This is a genomic window from Ruegeria halocynthiae, assembly GCF_900106805.1.
Taxonomy (GTDB): Bacteria; Pseudomonadota; Alphaproteobacteria; order Rhodobacterales; family Rhodobacteraceae; genus Ruegeria; species Ruegeria halocynthiae.
Window position 1 is genome coordinate 57,695 of record NZ_FNNP01000001.1, and the last position, 18,933, is coordinate 76,627.

18 protein-coding genes and 1 pseudogene are annotated in these 18,933 nt (G+C 58.9%); 13 read left to right on the forward strand and 6 right to left on the reverse strand.

Going from position 1 to position 18,933, the window contains the following annotated elements; translation table 11 throughout:
- Nucleotides 1–20: 20 nt before the first annotated feature.
- Both BLU89_RS00290 and BLU89_RS00295 read left to right on the forward strand, forming a co-directional pair.
- Entirely contained in the window at nucleotides 21–1,091 is a 1,071-nt protein-coding gene (locus BLU89_RS00290; RefSeq protein ID WP_074736238.1) for an SMP-30/gluconolactonase/LRE family protein, read from the forward strand.
- A gap of 66 nt (nucleotides 1,092–1,157) precedes the next feature.
- On the forward strand, nucleotides 1,158–1,940 hold the full coding sequence (locus BLU89_RS00295) for a crotonase/enoyl-CoA hydratase family protein (RefSeq protein ID WP_074733523.1): 783 nt from the start codon (nucleotides 1,158–1,160) through the stop codon (nucleotides 1,938–1,940).
- Here BLU89_RS00295 and BLU89_RS00300 read toward each other — a convergent pair whose 3' ends face one another.
- From BLU89_RS00300 to BLU89_RS00310, 3 genes are all read right to left on the reverse strand, one after another.
- Nucleotides 1,941–2,273 (reverse strand): DnaJ family domain-containing protein, encoded by a 333-nt coding sequence (locus BLU89_RS00300; protein ID WP_074733524.1) that lies wholly within the window; start codon nucleotides 2,271–2,273, stop codon nucleotides 1,941–1,943.
- A gap of 39 nt (nucleotides 2,274–2,312) precedes the next feature.
- Nucleotides 2,313–3,476 (reverse strand): benzoate/H(+) symporter BenE family transporter, encoded by a 1,164-nt coding sequence (locus tag BLU89_RS00305; RefSeq protein ID WP_074733526.1) that lies wholly within the window; start codon nucleotides 3,474–3,476, stop codon nucleotides 2,313–2,315.
- Nucleotides 3,477–3,616: 140 nt separating this feature from the next.
- Nucleotides 3,617–6,772: a valine--tRNA ligase gene (locus tag BLU89_RS00310; RefSeq protein WP_143030496.1), complete on the reverse strand. Its 3,156-nt coding sequence runs from the start codon at nucleotides 6,770–6,772 to the stop codon at nucleotides 3,617–3,619.
- 131 nt (nucleotides 6,773–6,903) lie between these two features.
- Here BLU89_RS00310 and BLU89_RS00315 point away from each other — a divergent pair, with 131 nt between their 5' ends.
- The 3 genes and pseudogenes from BLU89_RS00315 to BLU89_RS00325 all read left to right on the forward strand — a co-directional run bounded on the left by BLU89_RS00315 (nucleotide 6,904) and on the right by BLU89_RS00325 (nucleotide 9,130).
- Nucleotides 6,904–7,128 (forward strand): hypothetical protein, encoded by a 225-nt coding sequence (locus tag BLU89_RS00315; protein ID WP_074733528.1) that lies wholly within the window; start codon nucleotides 6,904–6,906, stop codon nucleotides 7,126–7,128.
- A 156-nt stretch (nucleotides 7,129–7,284) separates the two neighbouring features.
- Nucleotides 7,285–8,076, forward strand: a pseudogene (locus BLU89_RS00320) (xanthine dehydrogenase family protein molybdopterin-binding subunit); the annotation flags it as partial.
- Nucleotides 8,054–9,130: a DUF2235 domain-containing protein gene (locus BLU89_RS00325; protein WP_074733530.1), complete on the forward strand. Its 1,077-nt coding sequence runs from the start codon at nucleotides 8,054–8,056 to the stop codon at nucleotides 9,128–9,130. The pseudogene BLU89_RS00320 and the gene BLU89_RS00325, both read left to right, overlap by 23 nt.
- A gap of 2 nt (nucleotides 9,131–9,132) precedes the next feature.
- Here the strand turns inward: BLU89_RS00325 and BLU89_RS00330 are convergent, their stop codons facing one another.
- Both BLU89_RS00330 and BLU89_RS00335 read right to left on the reverse strand, forming a co-directional pair.
- Nucleotides 9,133–9,753, reverse strand: coding sequence for an imm11 family protein (locus tag BLU89_RS00330; protein ID WP_074733532.1), 621 nt, complete (start codon nucleotides 9,751–9,753; stop codon nucleotides 9,133–9,135).
- 82 nt (nucleotides 9,754–9,835) lie between these two features.
- On the reverse strand, nucleotides 9,836–10,405 hold the full coding sequence (locus BLU89_RS00335) for a GcrA family cell cycle regulator (protein ID WP_074736242.1): 570 nt from the start codon (nucleotides 10,403–10,405) through the stop codon (nucleotides 9,836–9,838).
- 125 nt (nucleotides 10,406–10,530) lie between these two features.
- On the opposite strand from BLU89_RS00335, the gene BLU89_RS00340 reads away from it, so the two are divergent.
- The 3 genes from BLU89_RS00340 to BLU89_RS00350 all read left to right on the forward strand — a co-directional run bounded on the left by BLU89_RS00340 (nucleotide 10,531) and on the right by BLU89_RS00350 (nucleotide 12,967).
- Nucleotides 10,531–11,334 (forward strand): ABC transporter permease, encoded by an 804-nt coding sequence (locus tag BLU89_RS00340; RefSeq protein ID WP_074733534.1) that lies wholly within the window; start codon nucleotides 10,531–10,533, stop codon nucleotides 11,332–11,334.
- Nucleotides 11,335–11,441: 107 nt separating this feature from the next.
- The gene (locus BLU89_RS21060; RefSeq protein WP_083347655.1) at nucleotides 11,442–12,551 is read left to right on the forward strand and encodes a Hint domain-containing protein; all 1,110 of its coding nucleotides are present in this window, start codon (nucleotides 11,442–11,444) and stop codon (nucleotides 12,549–12,551) included.
- A complete protein-coding gene (locus BLU89_RS00350) occupies nucleotides 12,548–12,967 on the forward strand; it encodes a NusA N-terminal domain-containing protein (RefSeq protein ID WP_074733536.1) in 420 nt (139 codons plus the stop codon). Before BLU89_RS21060 ends, BLU89_RS00350 begins: the two co-directional genes overlap by 4 nt.
- Before the next feature lie 12 nt (nucleotides 12,968–12,979).
- Here the strand turns inward: BLU89_RS00350 and BLU89_RS00355 are convergent, their stop codons facing one another.
- Nucleotides 12,980–13,867 (reverse strand): DMT family transporter, encoded by an 888-nt coding sequence (locus tag BLU89_RS00355; protein ID WP_074733538.1) that lies wholly within the window; start codon nucleotides 13,865–13,867, stop codon nucleotides 12,980–12,982.
- A gap of 301 nt (nucleotides 13,868–14,168) precedes the next feature.
- Here BLU89_RS00355 and BLU89_RS00360 point away from each other — a divergent pair, with 301 nt between their 5' ends.
- The 5 genes from BLU89_RS00360 (at nucleotide 14,169) to BLU89_RS00380 (ending at nucleotide 18,876) form a co-directional block, all read left to right on the forward strand.
- Nucleotides 14,169–15,356, forward strand: coding sequence for an aspartate aminotransferase family protein (locus BLU89_RS00360; RefSeq protein WP_074733540.1), 1,188 nt, complete (start codon nucleotides 14,169–14,171; stop codon nucleotides 15,354–15,356).
- A 66-nt stretch (nucleotides 15,357–15,422) separates the two neighbouring features.
- Nucleotides 15,423–16,349: an ornithine carbamoyltransferase gene (gene argF, locus BLU89_RS00365; protein ID WP_074733542.1), complete on the forward strand. Its 927-nt coding sequence runs from the start codon at nucleotides 15,423–15,425 to the stop codon at nucleotides 16,347–16,349.
- A gap of 56 nt (nucleotides 16,350–16,405) precedes the next feature.
- Nucleotides 16,406–16,750 (forward strand): 5-carboxymethyl-2-hydroxymuconate Delta-isomerase, encoded by a 345-nt coding sequence (locus BLU89_RS00370; protein ID WP_074733543.1) that lies wholly within the window; start codon nucleotides 16,406–16,408, stop codon nucleotides 16,748–16,750.
- Between the two features lie 120 nt (nucleotides 16,751–16,870).
- Complete coding sequence (locus BLU89_RS00375) at nucleotides 16,871–17,836, forward strand: pirin family protein (protein WP_074733545.1); 966 nt, start codon at nucleotides 16,871–16,873, stop codon at nucleotides 17,834–17,836.
- A 65-nt stretch (nucleotides 17,837–17,901) separates the two neighbouring features.
- Complete coding sequence (locus tag BLU89_RS00380) at nucleotides 17,902–18,876, forward strand: 2-dehydropantoate 2-reductase (protein ID WP_143030497.1); 975 nt, start codon at nucleotides 17,902–17,904, stop codon at nucleotides 18,874–18,876.
- Nucleotides 18,877–18,933: the final 57 nt, after the last annotated feature.

Here is an 18,933-nt window from a genome sequence, read left to right on the forward strand (position 1 = left end):
CAACCGGGTTGAGAGGTGTCATGCGCTATTTTCTGGGTCTTGTCTTGGTCGGTCTTGCTTATCTTCTGTTCTGGCCCGTCCCGGTTGATCCGGTCGCCTATTCACCACCGGAATCGCAGGGTTTCATCGGTGATTTTGCTGAGAATTCCGTGTTGGATAAGCTGGAACTTACCAATTTGCCGGATGATCAGTCCGGCCCGGAAGATATCGCCATTCTGCCCGACGGTACGGTCTACACCACCAGCATGTCCGGCATTCTCTATCGGATTGACGGAGCTCAACCGATTCAGGTCGACCAGTTGGGCGGGCGCCCGCTTGGCCTGCAGACAGGGCCGGACGGTGCGCTGTATATCGCTGACAGCTTTCGCGGACTGATGCGCTGGACTGGCCCGGGGGCGCTGGAAACACTGGTGTCCGAAATCGAAGGCGCACCCGTAATCTATGCCAATAATCTGGATGTAGCGCGCGACGGCACAGTTTATTTCTCGAACTCTTCGGACCGGTTCGACCCTGAGACGATGGGCGGCACCAAACCCACCTCGGTTCTGACCATCTGGGAGCAGTCCCCGACCGGTTATGTCGCACGCTATTCGCCGGAAAGCGGAGCTGAGAAAATCGCTACTGGATTTGTTTTTGCCAACGGGATCGCCCTGTCACCCGAAGAGGATTTCATACTGATCGCCGAAACCGGACGGGCGCGGGTCCACAGGCTCTGGCTGACTGGGCCGAAGGCCGGAGTGCAGGAAGTTCTGCTGGACAACCTGCCGGGCTATCCCGACAACATCAAGGCGCAGGGCGACGGGACTTATTGGATGGCCTTCGCCAGCCCGCGCGTGCCTGCGGAAAAGCTGATGCCCTATCCGTTTCTGCGCAAGGTGATCTGGCGGCTGGGTCCCATGGTGCGCCCCGCCCCCATCCATCGCGGCATGATGGTGCAGTTTGACGGCGACGGCAACATCCTGCGCACTCTGCAGGATCCGGATGGGCGGTTGGGAATTACTACGGCCGGTCGGGTCGTTGGCGACCAGTTCTATGTAATGACGCTGGATTCGCCGTGGTTTGGCCGGATGCCCATCGCTGATTTGCCCTGACGTCGCAGTGGCACTACTCGCATCTTGCTGGCATGGTTGACGCAACGCTGATTTCCGGAGGTGCCAATGTCTCGCGTTTCCATAGAATATAAGAACCACATCGCCCATGTTACGCTGACCCGTGGTGACAAGATGAATGCTTTGGACGATGCGATGATCAAGGCGATCCTTGCTGCCGGGCAGGAGGTCGCCGCCGCCGATATCCGCGCTGTGGTTCTGTCGGGTGAGGGCAAAGGCTTTTGCGCCGGGCTCGATATGGCCAGCTTTGCCAGCATGGCCCACAAAGACCCGACCGAATGGCTGATGACCCGCAGCCACGAGGATGCCAATGAGATGCAGGAGCTTGCCCTGATCTGGCGGCGTGTCCCGGTTCCGGTAATCTGTGCCATTCAGGGTGTGGCCTATGGCGGTGGGCTGCAAATCGCGCTGGGCGCCGATATCCGCATCGCCCACCCCGAGGCGAAATTGGCGGTGATGGAGATGAAATGGGGCATCATCCCCGACATGGGCGGCATGGTTCTGTTGCCCGAACTTGTCCGCTCGGATGTGTTGCGCCTGCTGACCTATACCGCACGCCCCATTGCTGCGCCGCAGGCGGCAGATTGGGGGCTGGTCACGAAACTCTCTGATGACCCGCTGACCGAGGCATTGGCACTGGCCGAAGACATCGCTGGCAAAAGTCCCTCGGCCATACGCGCCGCCAAACGTCTGATCGATGTGGCCGTAACCCGAGACCGCGCCCAAGTACTTCTGGCTGAATCTTCAGAGCAGGTGGACCTGATTGGAAAACCGGATCAGATGGAAGTTGTCATGGCGCAGATGCAGGGGCGAAAGCCCGAGTTCAAGTGATCACCGCATAAAACTGCGCCGCGCGTCGCGGGCCATATTGTATCGCATCTCCAGATCGGCGATGCGGGACATTGACGCCTTGCGTTCCTCGGGATCAGTCGGAACAGCGTAATCCTTGCGCGCCGCGTCCAGTTGTTTCTTGATATTGAATTCTTCCGGCAGAACCCCGGCCTGCGCCATGATCCGATGCCCTGCGGCAATGGCAGGATCGCTTTGCGCCTCGGACGAGCGGTCGGGCAGCGGCGCACCTTCGCCTTCAAGCCCCTGCAACTGGCCCTCGGCCTGCGCCTTTTTGATCTGGCGTTCCACCAGTTTTGCGAGCGATCCGAACATATGGGTATCATACCGCCTGTGCTGGCCCTGCGAATGGGTTCACCGCACCTTGTTTGTCACAACATACACGATACCACCCGCCAATAGCCCCCAGACCGCCGCACCCAATCCAAAGACCGTGATGCCAGAGGCGGTGATGACCAACGTCAAGATGGCCGCCTCGCGTTCGGCAGGGACGTCCAGCGCAGCGTGCAAGGAATTGGCCATTACCCCGATCAGCGCAACACCGGCCAGGGTTCCCATCAGCAAAGGATTGGCATGGGCCGCGAAACTTGTGATGGCCACCGCAAAGACTCCGAACAGGCAATAGAACACGCCGCCCATGACGGCGGACCAGTAGCGCTGCGCCGGGTCGGGGTGGCTGTCCTCATTGGAACACATCGCGGCGGTGATCGCAGCCAGACAGGTCGCAGGCGCACCGAAAGGGGCCGAGAGCATGCTTGCGCCTCCGACGGATGAGAACAACCGACCGGGAACAGGATCGAAGCCAAAGCTGCGCATCACCGCGACGCCGGGGATGTTCTGTGTTGCCATCGTCACGATAAAAAGCGGTACACCGATCCCGATGGCAGACGCGACCGAGAATGTGGGCATGGTCCAGACCGGAGCAGCAATCAGACGATCCGGCATCAATTGGGCATCGCCGGCGTTCAGCGATACAATTATAGCTGCTGCTACCACGGCTGCCGGGACGGCGACCAACCGATTGAAGCGACCCGCAACGAACCATGTCAGGATCACCGGCAGCGCCTGCCATGGAATCTCGACCGCCGCCTTGAAGGGCACAAGACACAGCGGCAAGAGAACTCCTGCCAGCATCGCTTGCGCCAGTGTAATGGGGATCGCTGCCGCCAATCGACCAAGCGGTTTCCATAGTCCCGCCAGAACGGTCAGGGCTCCGGCGCACAGGAACGCGCCGATTGCGCCTGAAAACCCCTCGACCGGAGCGGCAGAAACAGCCAGCAGCGCGACGCCCGGCGTGGACCAGGCAACGCTGATCGGTAGCTTGTGGAGCAGACTTAGCACGATGGCGGCAAGCCCCATGGCGATCGCGGCGCTCATCAATCCCGAAGCCGCTTCCTGCGCCGAGGCTCCCATTGCGTTCAGACCCTGCAACACAATCGGGAACGAACTGAAAAACCCGACGATTGCCACCACCAGCCCGGTTGAAACGGTCTGCATCGGGGGAATTGCACGTGTCATCCTGTTCTCCGCCTTTGCCTTGCGCACTTGCTAGCAATCGCAAGCGGCGGTGAACAGGGCGAAATCCCGGGCACGAACCGAAAATCCCGCCGGGTGAGCGACGGGGTTTGAGACTTTGAATAGTTGAGAAAAGATGAAGATCAGGCGATTTCAGCCAGGCGGGCAAGGGCCTCGTTCAGCTTGGCCTCTTCTTCCTCTCGGGCAGCAAGGTTGGCTTTGGCTTCTGCAACAACCTCTTCCGGGGCCGAGGCCACGAATTTGGGGTTGTTCAGCCGTCCGCGCAGCCCGCCCAGCTCTTTGGCCAGCTTGCCCATTGCCTTCTCCAGCCGTTCCTTTTCGGCGCCGATATCGATGATATCCGCCAGCGGCAGACCAAAGGACGCGCCCGGAGCGGCGATCGAGATGGTGCCCTTGGGCAACTCATCCGCCGATGTCAGGCTATCGATCCGCGCCAGACGCTTGATCAGCGCCTCGTTGCGGTCCCATGCGGCCTGTCCGTTGGCGTCGATCTCAGTCACCAGCATCGGCACATAAAGACCAGCCGGAACCCGCATTTGCGCACGAGCCGAGCGGGTGTTTTCGATCACCGAGATCACCCAGTTCATCTCACGGTCCGCATCCGCGTCGATCAGGTCAGCGGCGGTGTAAGTTGGCCAATCGGCGTGGACGACCATCTTGGGACGCGTGCCGGTCAGTCCCCACAGCTCTTCGGTCACAAACGGCATGATCGGGTGCAGCAGGACCATGCACTGATCCAGAACCCAGCGCATTGTGGCGCGGGTTTCGGCCTGTGCCTCGGCGTCATCGCCTTGCAGCAGCGGTTTCGACAGTTCCACATACCAGTCGCAAACCTTGCCCCAGACAAACGCATAAAGCCCGTTCGCCGCATCGTTGAAACGATAGCTTTCCAGCGCCGCGTCGACCTCTTCCCGTACACGGGCAGTTTCGCCGATGATCCAGCGGTTCACGGCGGCCTTGGGATTCAGATCGGCCACGTCAGCGCGCGGAACGGCGTCGGTAAAGACCTCGTTCATCTCGGCAAAGCGGACGGCGTTCCAAAGCTTGGTGCCGAAGTTGCGATAACCGGTGATGCGTTCGCGCGACAGCTTCAGCACGCCGCCAATCGCCGCCATCGAGGCGTTGGTAAACCGCAGCGCGTCGGCGCCGAATTCGTCCACGATTTCCAGCGGGTCGATGACATTGCCGGTGGTCTTGGACATCTTCTTGCCCTTCTCGTCACGGACGAGGGTGTGCAGGTAGACGGTATGGAACGGGATTTCATTCACCACGGCCAGTTGCATCATCATCATCCGGGCGACCCAGAAGAATAAAATATCCGCACCGGTGATCAGAACGTCGGTGGGGAAGTAGCGCTCCAGCTCCTCGGTTTGATCGGGCCAGCCCAGCGTGCCGATGGGCCAGAGGCCCGAGGAGAACCACGTGTCGAGCACGTCGGGGTCGCGCCAGACTGGGTAGACCAGCTTGGTCGGGTCTTGTTCGATTGCGTACTGAGCAAGGCTTTCAGCGAATTGATGGATCGCTTCCTGTTTGTCGGCGACTTCGATGACCGTCGCGTGGCTCAGCGGGCTGGGAATGTTTGCGTTGTCGTCGAGGAATTTTTCAGTGACGGCTTCCAGGCTCGCCGCGCATTCCATGACATTGCCACGGTGCAGCATACCGCCTTGGTTCAGCAAACGACCCAATTCGACCAGATCAAGGTCGCCATCGTTCTCGTCATCTTTGAAGTTTTCGGCCGACAGATCGAGACCATACCAAACCGGAATCTGATGTCCCCACCACAGCTGGCGCGAGATACACCAGGGCTCGATGTTTTCCAGCCAGTGATAATAGGTCTTTTCACCCGACTCGGGGATGATCTTGACGGTGCCGTCTTTGACCGCATCCAACGCGGGACCGACGACCTTTTCGGCGTCGACGAACCACTGGTCGGTGAACATCGGTTCGATCACGACTTTCGAGCGGTCGCCAAAGGGCTGCATGATCGGTTTGCTCTCGACCAGCGGCACCAACGCCGCCGGATCGTCATCTTCGCCCAGCTTGGTGCCCAGAATCGGATTGTCGGCGCGGGTCATGACGGCCAACCCATCGGCAGTGATTTCTTCCACCACCTTCGCCCGCGCCTCAAACCGGTCGAGGCCGCGCAGGTGATCGGGGACCAGATTGATGGCGTCGATCTCGTTCTCGGTGAACTCACGCCCACGCGCGTATTCCTGCGCCTTGCCTGCCTCATCAGCGTAGGGCGCACCATCAGCCCGCATCGCGCCTTTGGTGTCCATCAGGCGATACATCGGAATACCGCCGCGCTTGGCCACCATATTGTCGTTGAAATCATGCGCGCCGGTGATCTTCACCGCGCCCGAGCCGAAATCGGGGTCGGGATAGTCATCTGTGATGATCGGAATCTGGCGGCGATGCTCTTTTGGTCCAACCGGGATTTCACAGAGTTTCCCGACAATTGACGCATAACGTTCATCCGACGGATGAACCGCGACCGCGCCGTCGCCCAGCATGGTCTCGGGGCGAGTCGTGGCGATCGAGATATAATCACGTTCTTCCTCAAGGACGATGTTCCCATCCTCGTCCTTCTCGACGTAAGTATATGTATCACCGCCCGCCAGCGGATACTTGAAGTGCCACATGTGGCCTGCGACTTCGATATTCTCGACCTCAAGGTCCGAGATCGCGGTTTCAAAATGCGGGTCCCAGTTGACCAGTCGCTTGCCGCGATAGATCAGGCCCTTTTCGTACATATCAACGAAGACCTTGATCACCGCGTCGTGAAAATTCGCAGAATTTTCGTGGCCCGTGCGCGGGTCGCGTGGCGCGCCTGCCATAGTAAAGGCGTTGCGCGACCAGTCACAGGACGAGCCCAGACGCTTCAACTGCTCAATGATGGTGCCGCCGTATTCGCCCTTCCATTCCCAGACTTTGTCCAGAAACGCCTCACGTCCCAGTTCGTTTCGGCTAGGCTGTTGGGTGGCGGCCAGCATTTTTTCCACCTGCATCTGCGTCGCGATGCCCGCATGGTCCTGTCCGGGCTGCCACAGCGTGTCGAACCCGCGCATCCGGTGCCAGCGGATAAGAATATCCTGCAGCGTGTTGTTGAATGCATGGCCCACATGCAAAGCGCCCGTCACGTTGGGCGGCGGGATCATGATGGTAAAGCTTTCGTCGCGCGAACGGTTCGCGCCTGCCTTGAAGGCTCCGGCCTGTTCCCAGGCCTCGTAAATGCGGGCCTCGGCCTCGGCCGCGTTGAAGGTCTTTTCCATCGCCATGGGATGCGTCCTGCGTCAACAAATTGAGGGTCAGCGCCTGCAATAACGAATGCATGAGAGAAGGGGAAGGGCCTGCATATGATCTGGACAATGAACAAGAGCAGCCCAATCATCGCCCCTGATACCATCCAATGGATCATCTCGCGGAAAAGCTTGGAACAAGCCACCCGATCAAACGGACCGAGGATCAACGGTTTCTGATCAGACAGGGACAGTACATGGATGATGATGTGCTGGATAATGTCCGGTTCGCACTGCTTTTTTGCAACCCTGTAGTGCCTGCTACGATAACTGCGCTGGGCCTTGAAGACTCACGCGCCGTTGACGAGAGTGTATCTGGTCATGGCGTTGGATGAATTGACCTTCGGGTTAGATACGGTGATGGCTGCCACTACGATCGCAAACCGCGACAGAAGCTAGGGTGCCACGTCTGAGCGCAACATGCTGGCAAAGAATCGCGTGTGCTTCGTGAAAGAGCCCGTGCACTGGATGCCGAAAACAGCCCGATCCGGGGGCAGGGGCGTGAAGCAGCCTATGCACAGTTTCTGTCCGATCAGGCGGGCATTCCCGCACATCTGATTAACGTGGTTCAGGGCGGCACTGACAGGCTGACGCAGGGGACCGGCAGGTCACGCTCTGTCGCGGCGTGAGGCAATGCCACGCTGGTAATGGTTGATACGATGATTGCCGTAATCACGCCCTATCTTGCGGATATGATCGGTGTTGAGGAAATCGATGTGACCTTCGACCATGAAACCTGCTGCGCTGCGGGGCACAACCAAGCCCCCACGCTGACCAATACCGCCGAGGTGGCCCGCGCCAGGATCGAGGCGCGCAGCCATCCCAATGGCGCACATGTTGCCAAAGTCGTTATCGTTTCTTACAGCGGCGAAACATGGATTCAGCGCTATTCGGAGGCCGATGATTTCGGTAATCTTATCAACCTCATGCTGGCCGAAGGACAGGTGCATGGCGAGATGGTGCCAGGCATAGGTCAGGCCCTTGGCGAACACGTCGCACATGATGCCGAGGGGCAACTGCTCACGGCATCGTTCATAGATTACGCCTTGCCCCGCGCCGCCGGGATACCCATGATTGAATTTACCTCAGCGCCGGTTCCTTCAGTCGCCAATCCGATGGGGATGAAAGGCTGCGGCGAGGCTGGCTCAGTGGGCGCACTGGCCGCAGTGGCAAGCACGGTACAGGATGCGCTCTGGGATCACGGGGTGTGGCAGGCCGATATGCCGTTCACACCTCACAAAGTATGGGAATTGTTGACGCATGGTTCTGTCGCGGCTGAGTAGAAAGGTACTGGGATGGCTCGGACGGCCCTTACGGTCCGAGCACTCGGCCGAGACGCGCCACCGCGAACCGATCAGCCATGTCATAATTCTTGATGGTACAATGTCGACGCTCGAAAAAGGCCGGGAAACCCACGCAGGCCAGACTCTGCAACTGTGTTGCGAAATGGGCAGCAAGGTTTCGGTTTTCTACGAAGCAGGTGTGCAGTGGGAAAGCTGGAAGTCCACCATGGATGTGATGATGGGCCGGGGCATCAACCGGCAGATTCGTCGCGCTTATGGCTACCTCGCCTCGCGCTACAAGCCCGGCGACAAGATCTTCTTCATCGGCTATTCGCGCGGCGCCTACGGGGTGCGCAGCCTTGCGGGCGTGATTGATGCGATCGGGCTGCTCAAGGCCGAACACGCCACCGTCCGCAACATCAAACAAGCCTATCGCCACTATGAATGTACTGCGAATGGCAAGGCAGCGGCTGAGTTCCGGCAGGCGTTTTGTCATGAGGATGTCGCCATCGAAATGGTAGGTGTCTGGGATACGGTCAAAGCACTGGGCCTGCGCCTGCCGCTGCTCTGGCGCTGGGCCGAGGAACGCCACGCGTTTCACAGCCACCAGCTTGGCCCCGCCACCCGCCACGGCTATCATGCCATGGCGCTGGACGAGACCCGCGAAGTGTTCGAGCCGGTGCTGTGGAAATGTACGCCTGAATTCAAGGGCCATGTCGAGCAGGTCTGGTTCCGTGGCACCCATGGCGATGTGGGCGGTCAGCTCAATGGGTTCGAGGAGGCGCGCGCCCTCAGCAACATCTCCCTGATCTGGATGCTGGATAAGGCTGAACTGCACGGCCTGCCATTACCTGAAGGCTGGCGCGATCGCTTCCCCGCTGATCCACATGCTCGTTCGGTGGGTACTTGGCGCGGTTGGGGCAAGATTTTCCTGCTGCGCAAGCATCGGAAGGTCGGGCGGGACAGGTCCGAGCGTCTGCACGTCTCAATCGCGCCGGACGAGTTGCCCGGCTGGGTGCCGATGCCGGACTTGCCGTCGCATCCGGCGCAGTGAGCTCAGGACAGGTCGTAGGGACCGGCGAATCTAATGCCTGAGAAACCTGCAATCTCAATCGCTTGCTTTAGTCGGTCAGAAACAAAGATCAAGTTAAAGACTTCAGCGGTGCAAAATACATCATGTGAACTCACAATGGCTTGTTGGAAAACAAAATGCCAATCAGCAGGCGGGATTGTTTGATCGTAATAACCTGGACCACTCAAAGGAGGAATGACACGGTCTGGGTCCAATGCATGAAGCCTAACGCCTGGAAAAAACCAAAAAAAATCGCGCTTCTCTGGCTGGCCGTTGCGATCCAGTATTTCCAACGCTTCAAACTGATGAACTCCTGGATCAAACTGCTCAACCAATTCACGAAACGCGCCAGAGCAAATCTGAGCCAAACGGACATCCTTATAGTCTTCTATCGGCTGTGTTCCAGCTCCGCTACGTTTTGCTATGGTCGGCAAAAAATCCGTCCTCATACGCCGCCCAGACTGAAAAAAGTCAGCGCGCGTGAGTGGTTTTCGGCCGATATCAACCGACATATCCTCTAGCTGGTTCTTGTCCCAATCACCGTTCAGCAGATCTATTTCGACCGGATAGGTTCCGGTCGGTTGCGTCAGAAGATTCCAGATCACATTAGGATTCCCTTATGCGTGGACAGACCTTCGAACCAAGCCGCCCGCACTTCGCGGACGCAGTGCTGGTCGGAGAAGTGCCTTACCGCCGACGATCTCGGCGCGAGCTCATCGGCTGGAACGCCACGCCCACATGCGCCTCGCAGTACGGCTTACCCGCCTCAACCGGCAGGCCGCAGAACCAGAAATCCTCGGTCGCAGGGTCGCCCACGGGCCATTTGCAGGTTTTCTCGGTCAGTTCCATCAGCGTCAGCTTCTTGGCCTTCTTCTCGATCTCGTTGACCTTGGCTAGCGCCTCGGGGCTGATCTCATTGGCCGAAGGTTGCGGCGGCAGAGGCTGGCCGGCCGGAATGATCTGACGGCGGGCAGGGATGGCGGGTTTTGCCGCCGGAGCAGGCGCAGGCCGCGCCGGTTCGGTTTTAGGCGCAGGTTTGGGCTTGGCCGCGGCCTTGGGCGCGGGGGCTGGCTTTTCCTTCGGCTCGGCCTTGGCCGAGCTGGCACCGGTGGCGCGGTTCGACAGGCCCAGACGGTGCACCTTGCCGATCACCGCGTTGCGGGTGACACCGCCCAGTTCCTTGGCGATCTGACTGGCCGACTGGCCCTCGCCCCACATCTTTTTCAGCAGCTCTACACGCTCGTCAGTCCAGGACATCATTTGCCTTTCAAAAGCGGAAAGCGGCCCCGGATTCGGGCCGCCTTGGGAAATCGTCTCAGCCCCCTATTTTAATCACTGCGGCCCGAGTTACAAGCGGTCTTCGAATCAGGTATGGGACAGACATGCAGAATCTCTTGGATCAGGACGCGCGCCGCTTTGGCGCGGTGAATTGGATGGGCCTCTATACGCTGGCGCAGCGCGAGACACTACGCTTTCTGGCTGTGTGGACTCAGACCTTGCTGGCCCCTCTGGTGACCGCAGGCCTGTTCCTGCTGATCTTCAACATTGCCATCGGCCCAAGCCGGCCGGATGTGATGGGCGTGCCGTTCCTGACGTTTCTGGCCCCGGGCATCATGATGATGACGGTGATTCAGAATGCCTTTGCCAACACGTCGTCCTCGATGATCATCGCCAAGGTGCAGGGCAATATCGTGGACACGCTGATGCCGCCGCTGTCACCGCTGGAAATCCTGATGGGCTATTTGGCCGGTGGCATCGTCCGGGGAATCCTGATCGCCCTGGTGGTCGCTGTGGCCCTGGCGCTGGTATTGGGCCTTGTGCCTCAGAACCCTTTGGTTGCGCTGGTGTTTGTGATCATGGGGGGCGCGTTCTTGGGGGCGCTGGGCCTGCTGGCCGGGATATTCGCCAACAAGTTCGACCAGATGGCGGCCATCACAAACTTCATCGTGACTCCGCTGGCGTTCCTGTCCGGCACGTTCTACTCGGTCGAGGCGCTGCCGCCGCTGCTGAACCGAATAAGCCATGTAAACCCGGTATTCTATCTGATCGACGGGCTGCGTTACGGCATGATCGGTGTATCCGACAGCGCCCCGTTGCTGGGATTGGCGATCTGTGGCGCCGCGACGGTACTGGTTTGCGTGGTGACTTGGCAGATGCTGCGAACGGGCTACAGGCTCAAGGCCTGAGACTGTAAAGGCACGTTAACGTTCTTGCTTGAAACAATTATTGCGCTGCCCCTGGCAGGGTTATAATCCAGAGTTCTTAACGAGTGCAGTGATCGAAGGACTGACACATGCCTGCGGTGGAACTTATAGTTGGTGGTGATTTCCAGACACCTGGAACACCGGGTGGGTTTATTGTCACAAATTCGTATGGCGCATGGTCGGGCACCGAAGTCGAAGTTGGCCAAGAATCGCTCTACTTTTCGGGCGGGGACACATCCAATCTCGCAATCGAACTCGACGGTAATGCCGGTGTTACTTCAGTTGTTCAACAGAGCTTTTCTGTCTCGGGGGACAACAGATCCGCCACGCTGAGTTTTGATTTGGGCGCGCGAAATACAGGCGGGATCACCGCTGACCCTGTGTTGGTTGAGGTGCTGGATTCCAGCAACAACGTCATATTTACACAAACGGTGACGCCGACCTCTGTGGGTAGCTTCAGCAGGGTTGAATTCGATTTCGATTTCGGAGACGAGGGCACCTATACCCTGCGATTCACCGAGCAGGGCAGCAATAACAGTCTGGGTACGATCCTCGATAATATTTCGCTGATGGTTTGTTTCACCTCGGGAACCAAAATCCTTACACCCGAAGGTGAAGTCGACATAGATGATCTTAAGGTCGGGGACCTGGTAATTACACTGGACGGAGAGCCACAGGTGATCCAATGGATCGGTTCAAAAAAGTTGCGCCGCTCCGGTTTGCGGGCCAATCCGAAAATGCGCCCGGTTATGGTGCGTCAGGATGCGCTTGGCCCGGGGATACCAAAGGCGGATCTTCTGGTGTCACCACAACACAGGTTGATGGTGCGCTCGAAAGTGGCGCAGAGGGTTCTGGGGGATTTCGAAGCCCTGATTCCGGCCCGAAAGCTGACGCGGTTGCCTGGTGTCGAAGTCGTCGATACCTGCGATGAAGTAGAGTATTTCCATTTTGCGCTGGAACAGCATTCAATCGTGGTGGCACATCGGGCCTACACCGAGTCCCTCTATTTTGGTCCTGAAGCCCTGAAAATGCTGGATGCCGATGCAGTGGAAGAGTTGACCTTCCTGTTCCCCGAGCATTTCATCGAACAAGCCAGCCCGATGCCTGCCCGAGCCATGCATTCCCATCGCAAACACATCGACCGCCTGTGCGATCGCCTCATTCAGAACAGCAAGCCAGCGGTCGAGCTTTCGGTATGAGCGATAATCATCTTCTTGAAGTCGCTGAAGGTTTTGTTCTGAAGGGCGACCGAAGCCTGCAGGCGCTGGCACGGGCCCTGGCGAAAGAACAAGGAGTTCCCCTCAAGGCCGCGATTCAGGACATCGAAGCCTCGTACGTGCGCGCTGCCGAGGCCGAGTATGGCCCGGAGTATGAGTTCTGGGCGCAGGTGAAAGAAGATGGAACGGTTCAGCTTGCGCAGGTTCTGAAGGCGGTTGAAGTGATGCGAAACGCCCAGCGAGAGGTGGCGGTTGACGATCTACGAAGATCCCGCCCGGATGCGCAGCCCGGCCAGTACGTCGTGAACACTCTCGACCCTATCCACCCTCACAAGATCGCACAGTGGATGCGCTCCACCGAGACGCAGATCGAGAATGTGAAGATCACCAGCCAGTAGGGTTTTGGTCCGCTACTGTGCTTTCCTTGTTCGGGCCTCGCGCCAGACCAGAATCAGCCCACCCGTCAAGATGATCGCCGAGCCGATCAGACTGACACGATCCGGGATCACATCGAATACCGCAAAGTCGTAGAACGCTGCAAAGATCAGTGTTGCATAGCTGATCGGTGCCACAAACGAAGCATCCGCCCGCGCCATTCCGTTGACGAAACAGGCTTGTGCGCAGGCCATCAGCACTCCGATCCCCGCCAATGCGGCCCATTGCGTGTGGGTTGGCATCTGGAACACAAAGCTTACCGCGACCGAGGCGATGGTCAGCCCCATTGCATTGTTGACCAGCAGTATCTGGATCGGACTCTCTCGGCCTGAAAGCTTTTTGATGAAAATCAGCTCCAATCCGATCACTACGGCTGCGCTCAGGGCAAGCAATGCGGCGGGCTGAAAGCTATCGGGCGTTGGCCGCAACAGGATCAATGCTCCGATCAGCGCGACAGCGGCGGCCAGCCATCGCCAAGGTCCGACGCCCTCTTTCAGCAACGGGATCGCAAGGACCATCGCAAACACCGGATTTAGAAAGGAAATTGCCGTCGCGTCCGCCATGGGGATGAACGCAACCGAGGCGAACATCAGCGTAATCCCCAGCCATCCGAAACTTGTCCGGCCGATGTGAAGCCCCCAATGGGGGCGGCGCAGGCGCGGGCGCAGGATGCCGACCGCGCTTACAATCACCAGAAAGGCAAACAGAAACCGCCCGTGGCTGATCTGCATCGGATGTAGTGGCGGCCCCAGCGCGTCGGTGCCCAGCGCTTTGGCCAGCAGGGTGGTGGCTGCCAGAAACGCGCTTGCGACAAAGATCAGCAACGCAGCCAGCGGCGGGTTATGGGGCTTGGCAATGAACATGGCTCAGCGGTGCGGCAGCGGGCAGGGAATAGCAAGCGTGAAATGCGCAAGTGGCAGCGATCAGAACGAAATTTCACCCCTGTTCATATTCGGTCTTTTCAGATGCGACATGTGCCGCTATACGGCAAAGCATGATCAAACACGCACATACCCTGCGCCTTCGACGCCGACGCCTGACCGCGTAACCGGCCCGTTTGATCCATCGCGCTGTGCAAATCGGCGCAAATCCCACCAAATCAGTTGACGAACCCGCACTTCGTGTTTCACTCACGAGGCCTAATCTTTCGAAAAGGATGATCCGATGATCCCGTCCGTTCTGCCGACCTATAACCGTGCGCCCCTGACTTTCGTGAAGGGCGAAGGCGCCTGGCTGACCGAGGCGGATGGCCGACGTTTTCTGGACCTCGGCGCGGGGATCGCGGTGAACGCATTGGGCCACGCGCACCCGGCGCTGGTGGCTGCTCTGACGGAACAGGCGCACGCGCTTTGGCATGTCTCAAACCTCTACAATATCCCGCAGCAGCAGGCGCTGGCTGATAAGCTTGTGGAACACACCTTTGCGGACACAGTGTTCTTCACCAACTCGGGCACCGAATCCTGCGAGCTGGCCGTGAAAATGGCCCGCAAGTATTTCTATGACAAAGGTCAGCCCGAGCGGGTTGAGATCATCACCTTTGATGGCTCTTTTCATGGCCGGTCTTCCGCCGGAATCGCCGCTGCCGGGTCCGAGAAAATGACCAAAGGCTTCGGCCCGCTGTTGTCCGGTTTCGTGCATCTCATGTTCGGAGACCTTGACGGTGTTACCAATGCCATCACCGATAAGACGGCGGCGATCCTGATCGAACCGGTGCAGGGCGAAGGCGGCATCCGTCCTGTCCCCGACGCGGAACTCAAGGCCCTGCGCCAGATTTGCGACGACAACGGGTTGCTGTTGATCCTTGACGAGGTGCAATGCGGCGTTGGTCGGACAGGCAGATTGTTTGCGCATGAGTGGGCAGGAATCACCCCCGATATTATGATGGTCGCCAAAGGTATCGGCGGTGGCTTCCCGCTGGGTGCAGTGCTGGCCACCGAGGATGCTGCCAGCGGCATGACTGCAGGCACCCATGGTTCGACCTATGGCGGCAACCCGCTCGGCTGCGCCGTGGGTTGTGCGGTGATCGATCAGGTCGCCACTCCGGCCTTCCTTGAAGGCGTCAACCGCAAGGCCGGTCTGCTGCGTCAGAAGCTTGAAGGCCTGATTGCTGAGCACCCCGAGGTGTTCGAAGAGGTCCGCGGTGCCGGCCTGATGCTGGGTCTGAAATGCAAGGCCAGCAATATCGACGTGGTGAACGCGGGATATGACAACGAGGTCATCACCGTTCCTGCCGCAGACAACGTGATCCGGCTGCTGCCGCCGCTCACCCTGACCGAGGATGACATTGCGCAGGCGATGATCCGCCTCGACAAAGCTGCAAGTCAGATCGAAATGCATCTCGCGACCGCCTGATCTTTATCTTTTCTCAGATGTTTCGGGGCAGCGCCCCGGATCGTCGACATCCAAAAGTGACACGATATGAACCACTTCCTAGATATCCACAAAACTGACGCAACTGAACTGCGGGGCATGATCGATCAGGCCAGCGCCATGAAACAGGCTCGCCATGGCCGCCCCAAGGCCGCGCCGGATGATGGCCAGCCGCTGGCGGGACGCATGGTTGCGCTGATCTTCGAAAAGCCCTCGACCCGGACACGTGTGTCATTTGATGTGGGCGTGCGCCAGATGGGCGGGCAGACTATGGTGTTGTCGGGCAAGGATATGCAACTGGGTCACGGCGAAACCATAGCCGATACGGCCCGGGTACTCTCGCGTTATGTTGATATGATCATGATCCGCACCTTTGATGAAACCATCCTGACCGAGATGGCCGAATACTCGGACGTGCCGGTGATCAACGGCCTGACCGATCGCACGCACCCCTGCCAGATCATGGCCGACGTGCTGACTTTCGAAGAGCACCGCGGCCCGATCAAAGGCAAAAAAGTGGTCTGGACGGGCGACGGCAATAATGTCTGTGCCTCGTTCCTGCACGCCGCCGGTCAGTTCGGGTTCGACATGACTTTCACCGGCCCGGCCCAGTTCGACCCGGAAGAAGAGTTCATGGGCTTTGCCCGCCAGAAGGGTTCAAAAATCGTGGTTGAGCGGGATGCTTACAAGGCCGTCGAAGGGGCAGATCTTGTAGTTGCGGACACCTGGGTTTCGATGCACGATTCTCAGTCGGCCAAAGAACGGCGGCACAACTTGTTGCGGCCCTATCAGGTCAACACCGATCTGATGTCTCATGCCAAACCCGATGCGCTGTTCATGCATTGCCTGCCGGCTCACCGTGAGGAAGAAGCAACCTCTGAGGTGATGGATGGCCCCAACTCGGTCGTCTTCGATGAGGCCGAAAACCGTCTGCACGCGCAAAAGGCGGTCATGCGCTGGTGTCTGGGCGTTTGAACCAAAAGGCGTTTAGAGAGAGCCATCAGGCTCTCTCATAAAAACCGGAGCGAACAATGCCTCACGTCACTCTCGAATTCTCTCAGGGTCTGGATCAGGCTCATGATTTTCAGGCCATCTGCGAACAGCTTTTCTCGGTTCTGGCCAAGCATGAAGAGTTCGACGCCTCGGCGTTGAAAATTCGTGCCACTCCGGTCCAGTATTATCGTATCGGGACTGACCCTCAGACGTTTGTGCACGCCACACTGTTGTTGATGCAGGGCCGGGATGAGGTCACGCGCACACAGCTCAACACCATTATACTGGACGTTCTGAGCGCAGCGATGCCCGAGGTTGGCAGCATCACGGTGCAAGAGGTCGAGATGAACCGTGCCTCTTACGCCAAACGCCTCTCGGGTTGACGGGCGCTCGCTTCGGGTCGGCACACCTGATCTGTGCGTGTGCGCACTTTGTCTTGTGATGTTACTGTTCTAACTTGTTTCCGTGAACAGATCCCGTTTGATGATCTACGGAGAAACGCGATGAGCTGGAACCCCACCCAAGGCCCCGATTGCAGGTCCGAGAATACCGCCCTTGAGACGTTGATTATTCCGCGCGCCCGCGATCTGGGAGGGTTCGAAGTGCGCCGCGCACTGCCATCGGTCAAACGGCAATTGGTCGGTCCGTTCATCTTTTTTGATCAAGTGGGTCCGGCAGAGTTCATCACCGAAGGCGGCATCGATATCCGCCCGCATCCTCATATCGGCCTTGGTACCGTGACCTACCTGTATCAGGGAGAGTTCGAGCATCGCGACAGCCTCGGCACCCATCAGATGATCTATCCCGGTGAGGTCAATTGGATGGTTGCGGGCCGTGGCGTGACCCATTCCGAGCGGACAAGCAAAGAAACACGCGCGCGGCAGAGCAAGCTGTTTGGCGTCCAGACCTGGCTCGCGCTACCAGAAACGCACGAGGATTTGCCCCCTGATTTCGAACACCACAAGCAGAGTGCGTTGCCTCATATCGAAGATGAAGGCGTCAGCGCCCGGTTGATCCTCGGCTCGGCCTATGGCGAAACCAGCCCGGTGTCGATGCTGTCCGAGACCTTCTATCTTGATTTGCAGCTCGCCCCCGGCGCGTCATTTCCCTTACCCGACGATCACGAAGATCGCGGCGTCTATATCACCCAAGGTTCGGTCGATGTGGCAGGAGACACGTTCGACCAGGGGCGCATGATGGTGTTTCGGCCCGGCGATCAGCTCTCGGTCAGGGCAGGGCCTCTTGGTGCGCGGCTGATGCTACTGGGCGGTGCGACCATGAACGAGGATCGCTATATTTGGTGGAATTTCGTTTCCTCTTCGAAGGAAAAGATCGAAAGCGCCACCCGTGAATGGAATACCGCAGACTGGACGAACGGAGCATTCCATCTGCCGCCCGGCGACGATCAGGAGTTCATACCCATCCCGGACGAGCTTGAACGCACCCGCCCACGTCTGGCCCGCGTATGACCTGACGTCACACTGGCCGCGCCTGCCAATCCCGGTGATCCTTTGTGTCACAGCGGAGGGTTGCCATGAAAATCGTCATCGCCGGTGCAGGCAGCATAGGGTGCTATTGCGGCTCATTGCTGGCTGCGGCGGGCCACGGCGTCACGCTGCTGGGTCGCGCCCGCGTGTTAGAACCCATCCGGACGCAGGGGCTGACAGTTACGGATTTCTCGGGCCTGCACCACAGGGCGGGCGCCGGGCTTCTGAACCTCAGTGAGGATCCGGCCTGTCTTGACGGTGCTGACCTGATCATCGTCACGGTCAAATCCGTCGCCACAGCCGAGATGGCCGCGCTGATTGCCATTCATGCCCCTTTGGGGACTGCGGTCCTGTCATTGCAAAACGGTATGGAAAACGCCCGTACCCTGCGCACCGCGCTTCCAGACCGAGATGTGCGGGCGGGGATGGTACCTTTCAACGTGGTACCAACCGACGTGGCCACCTATCACCGCGCCACCTCGGGTGAGATCGTCATCGAACACGGGCCGGGTGAACTTGCCAGACACCTCACCACGCCTGAGTTTCCCGTCACTGAAAGCGATCGGATCGAGGCGGTGCAGTGGGGCAAGCTGGTGATCAACCTCAACAACGCATTGAATGCACTATCGGGCCTGACCCTTCAAAATCAATTGCTGGACCGAAACTGGCGTCGGCTAATGGCCGATCAAATGGCCGAAGCGCTGCGCGTACTGAAAGCCGCTGGTATCGAGGTCGCCTCGACCACGCCGCTGCCGGCCTGGATGACGCCGCATATACTGCGTCTGCCAACACCGCTCTTCTCGCGGATCGCGGCGCGGATGTTGACCATCGATCCCAGCGCGCGCACCTCGATGGCCTACGATTTGCTGGCAGGCCGCCCGACAGAGATAGAAAGCCTGCAAGGTGAAATCATCAAACTCGGCCACGAACACGCAATCAAAACGCCGATCAACAGCCGCATTTCGCAGCTGATCCAACAAGTCCCGCGCACACCGCTCACGGTCGACCAGATCACTCCTTGATCCGCCCTTCATCTGGCTAAAAATACCTCGGAGCGCTAGGCAGAGCCTCGCAAAAAC

Excerpts from the sequence above, each read along its gene's own strand:
- BLU89_RS00370 (WP_074733543.1), top strand. The coding sequence starts at position 16,406 with ATGCCTCACGTCACTCTCGAATTCTCTCAGGGTCTGGATCAGGCTCAT.
- BLU89_RS00300 (WP_074733524.1), bottom strand. The coding sequence starts at position 2,273 with ATGTTCGGATCGCTCGCAAAACTGGTGGAACGCCAGATCAAAAAGGCG.
- BLU89_RS00290 (WP_074736238.1), top strand. The coding sequence starts at position 21 with ATGCGCTATTTTCTGGGTCTTGTCTTGGTCGGTCTTGCTTATCTTCTG.
- BLU89_RS21060 (WP_083347655.1), top strand. The coding sequence starts at position 11,442 with ATGCCTGCGGTGGAACTTATAGTTGGTGGTGATTTCCAGACACCTGGA.
- BLU89_RS00325 (WP_074733530.1), top strand. The coding sequence starts at position 8,054 with ATGGTTCTGTCGCGGCTGAGTAGAAAGGTACTGGGATGGCTCGGACGG.
- BLU89_RS00305 (WP_074733526.1), bottom strand. The coding sequence starts at position 3,476 with ATGACACGTGCAATTCCCCCGATGCAGACCGTTTCAACCGGGCTGGTG.
- argF (WP_074733542.1), top strand. The coding sequence starts at position 15,423 with ATGAACCACTTCCTAGATATCCACAAAACTGACGCAACTGAACTGCGG.
- BLU89_RS00310 (WP_143030496.1), bottom strand. The coding sequence starts at position 6,772 with ATGGCGATGGAAAAGACCTTCAACGCGGCCGAGGCCGAGGCCCGCATT.
- BLU89_RS00360 (WP_074733540.1), top strand. The coding sequence starts at position 14,169 with ATGATCCCGTCCGTTCTGCCGACCTATAACCGTGCGCCCCTGACTTTC.
- BLU89_RS00350 (WP_074733536.1), top strand. The coding sequence starts at position 12,548 with ATGAGCGATAATCATCTTCTTGAAGTCGCTGAAGGTTTTGTTCTGAAG.
- BLU89_RS00380 (WP_143030497.1), top strand. The coding sequence starts at position 17,902 with ATGAAAATCGTCATCGCCGGTGCAGGCAGCATAGGGTGCTATTGCGGC.
- BLU89_RS00335 (WP_074736242.1), bottom strand. The coding sequence starts at position 10,405 with ATGTCCTGGACTGACGAGCGTGTAGAGCTGCTGAAAAAGATGTGGGGC.
- BLU89_RS00295 (WP_074733523.1), top strand. The coding sequence starts at position 1,158 with ATGTCTCGCGTTTCCATAGAATATAAGAACCACATCGCCCATGTTACG.
- BLU89_RS00355 (WP_074733538.1), bottom strand. The coding sequence starts at position 13,867 with ATGTTCATTGCCAAGCCCCATAACCCGCCGCTGGCTGCGTTGCTGATC.
- BLU89_RS00340 (WP_074733534.1), top strand. The coding sequence starts at position 10,531 with ATGCAGAATCTCTTGGATCAGGACGCGCGCCGCTTTGGCGCGGTGAAT.
- BLU89_RS00375 (WP_074733545.1), top strand. The coding sequence starts at position 16,871 with ATGAGCTGGAACCCCACCCAAGGCCCCGATTGCAGGTCCGAGAATACC.
- BLU89_RS00315 (WP_074733528.1), top strand. The coding sequence starts at position 6,904 with ATGGATCATCTCGCGGAAAAGCTTGGAACAAGCCACCCGATCAAACGG.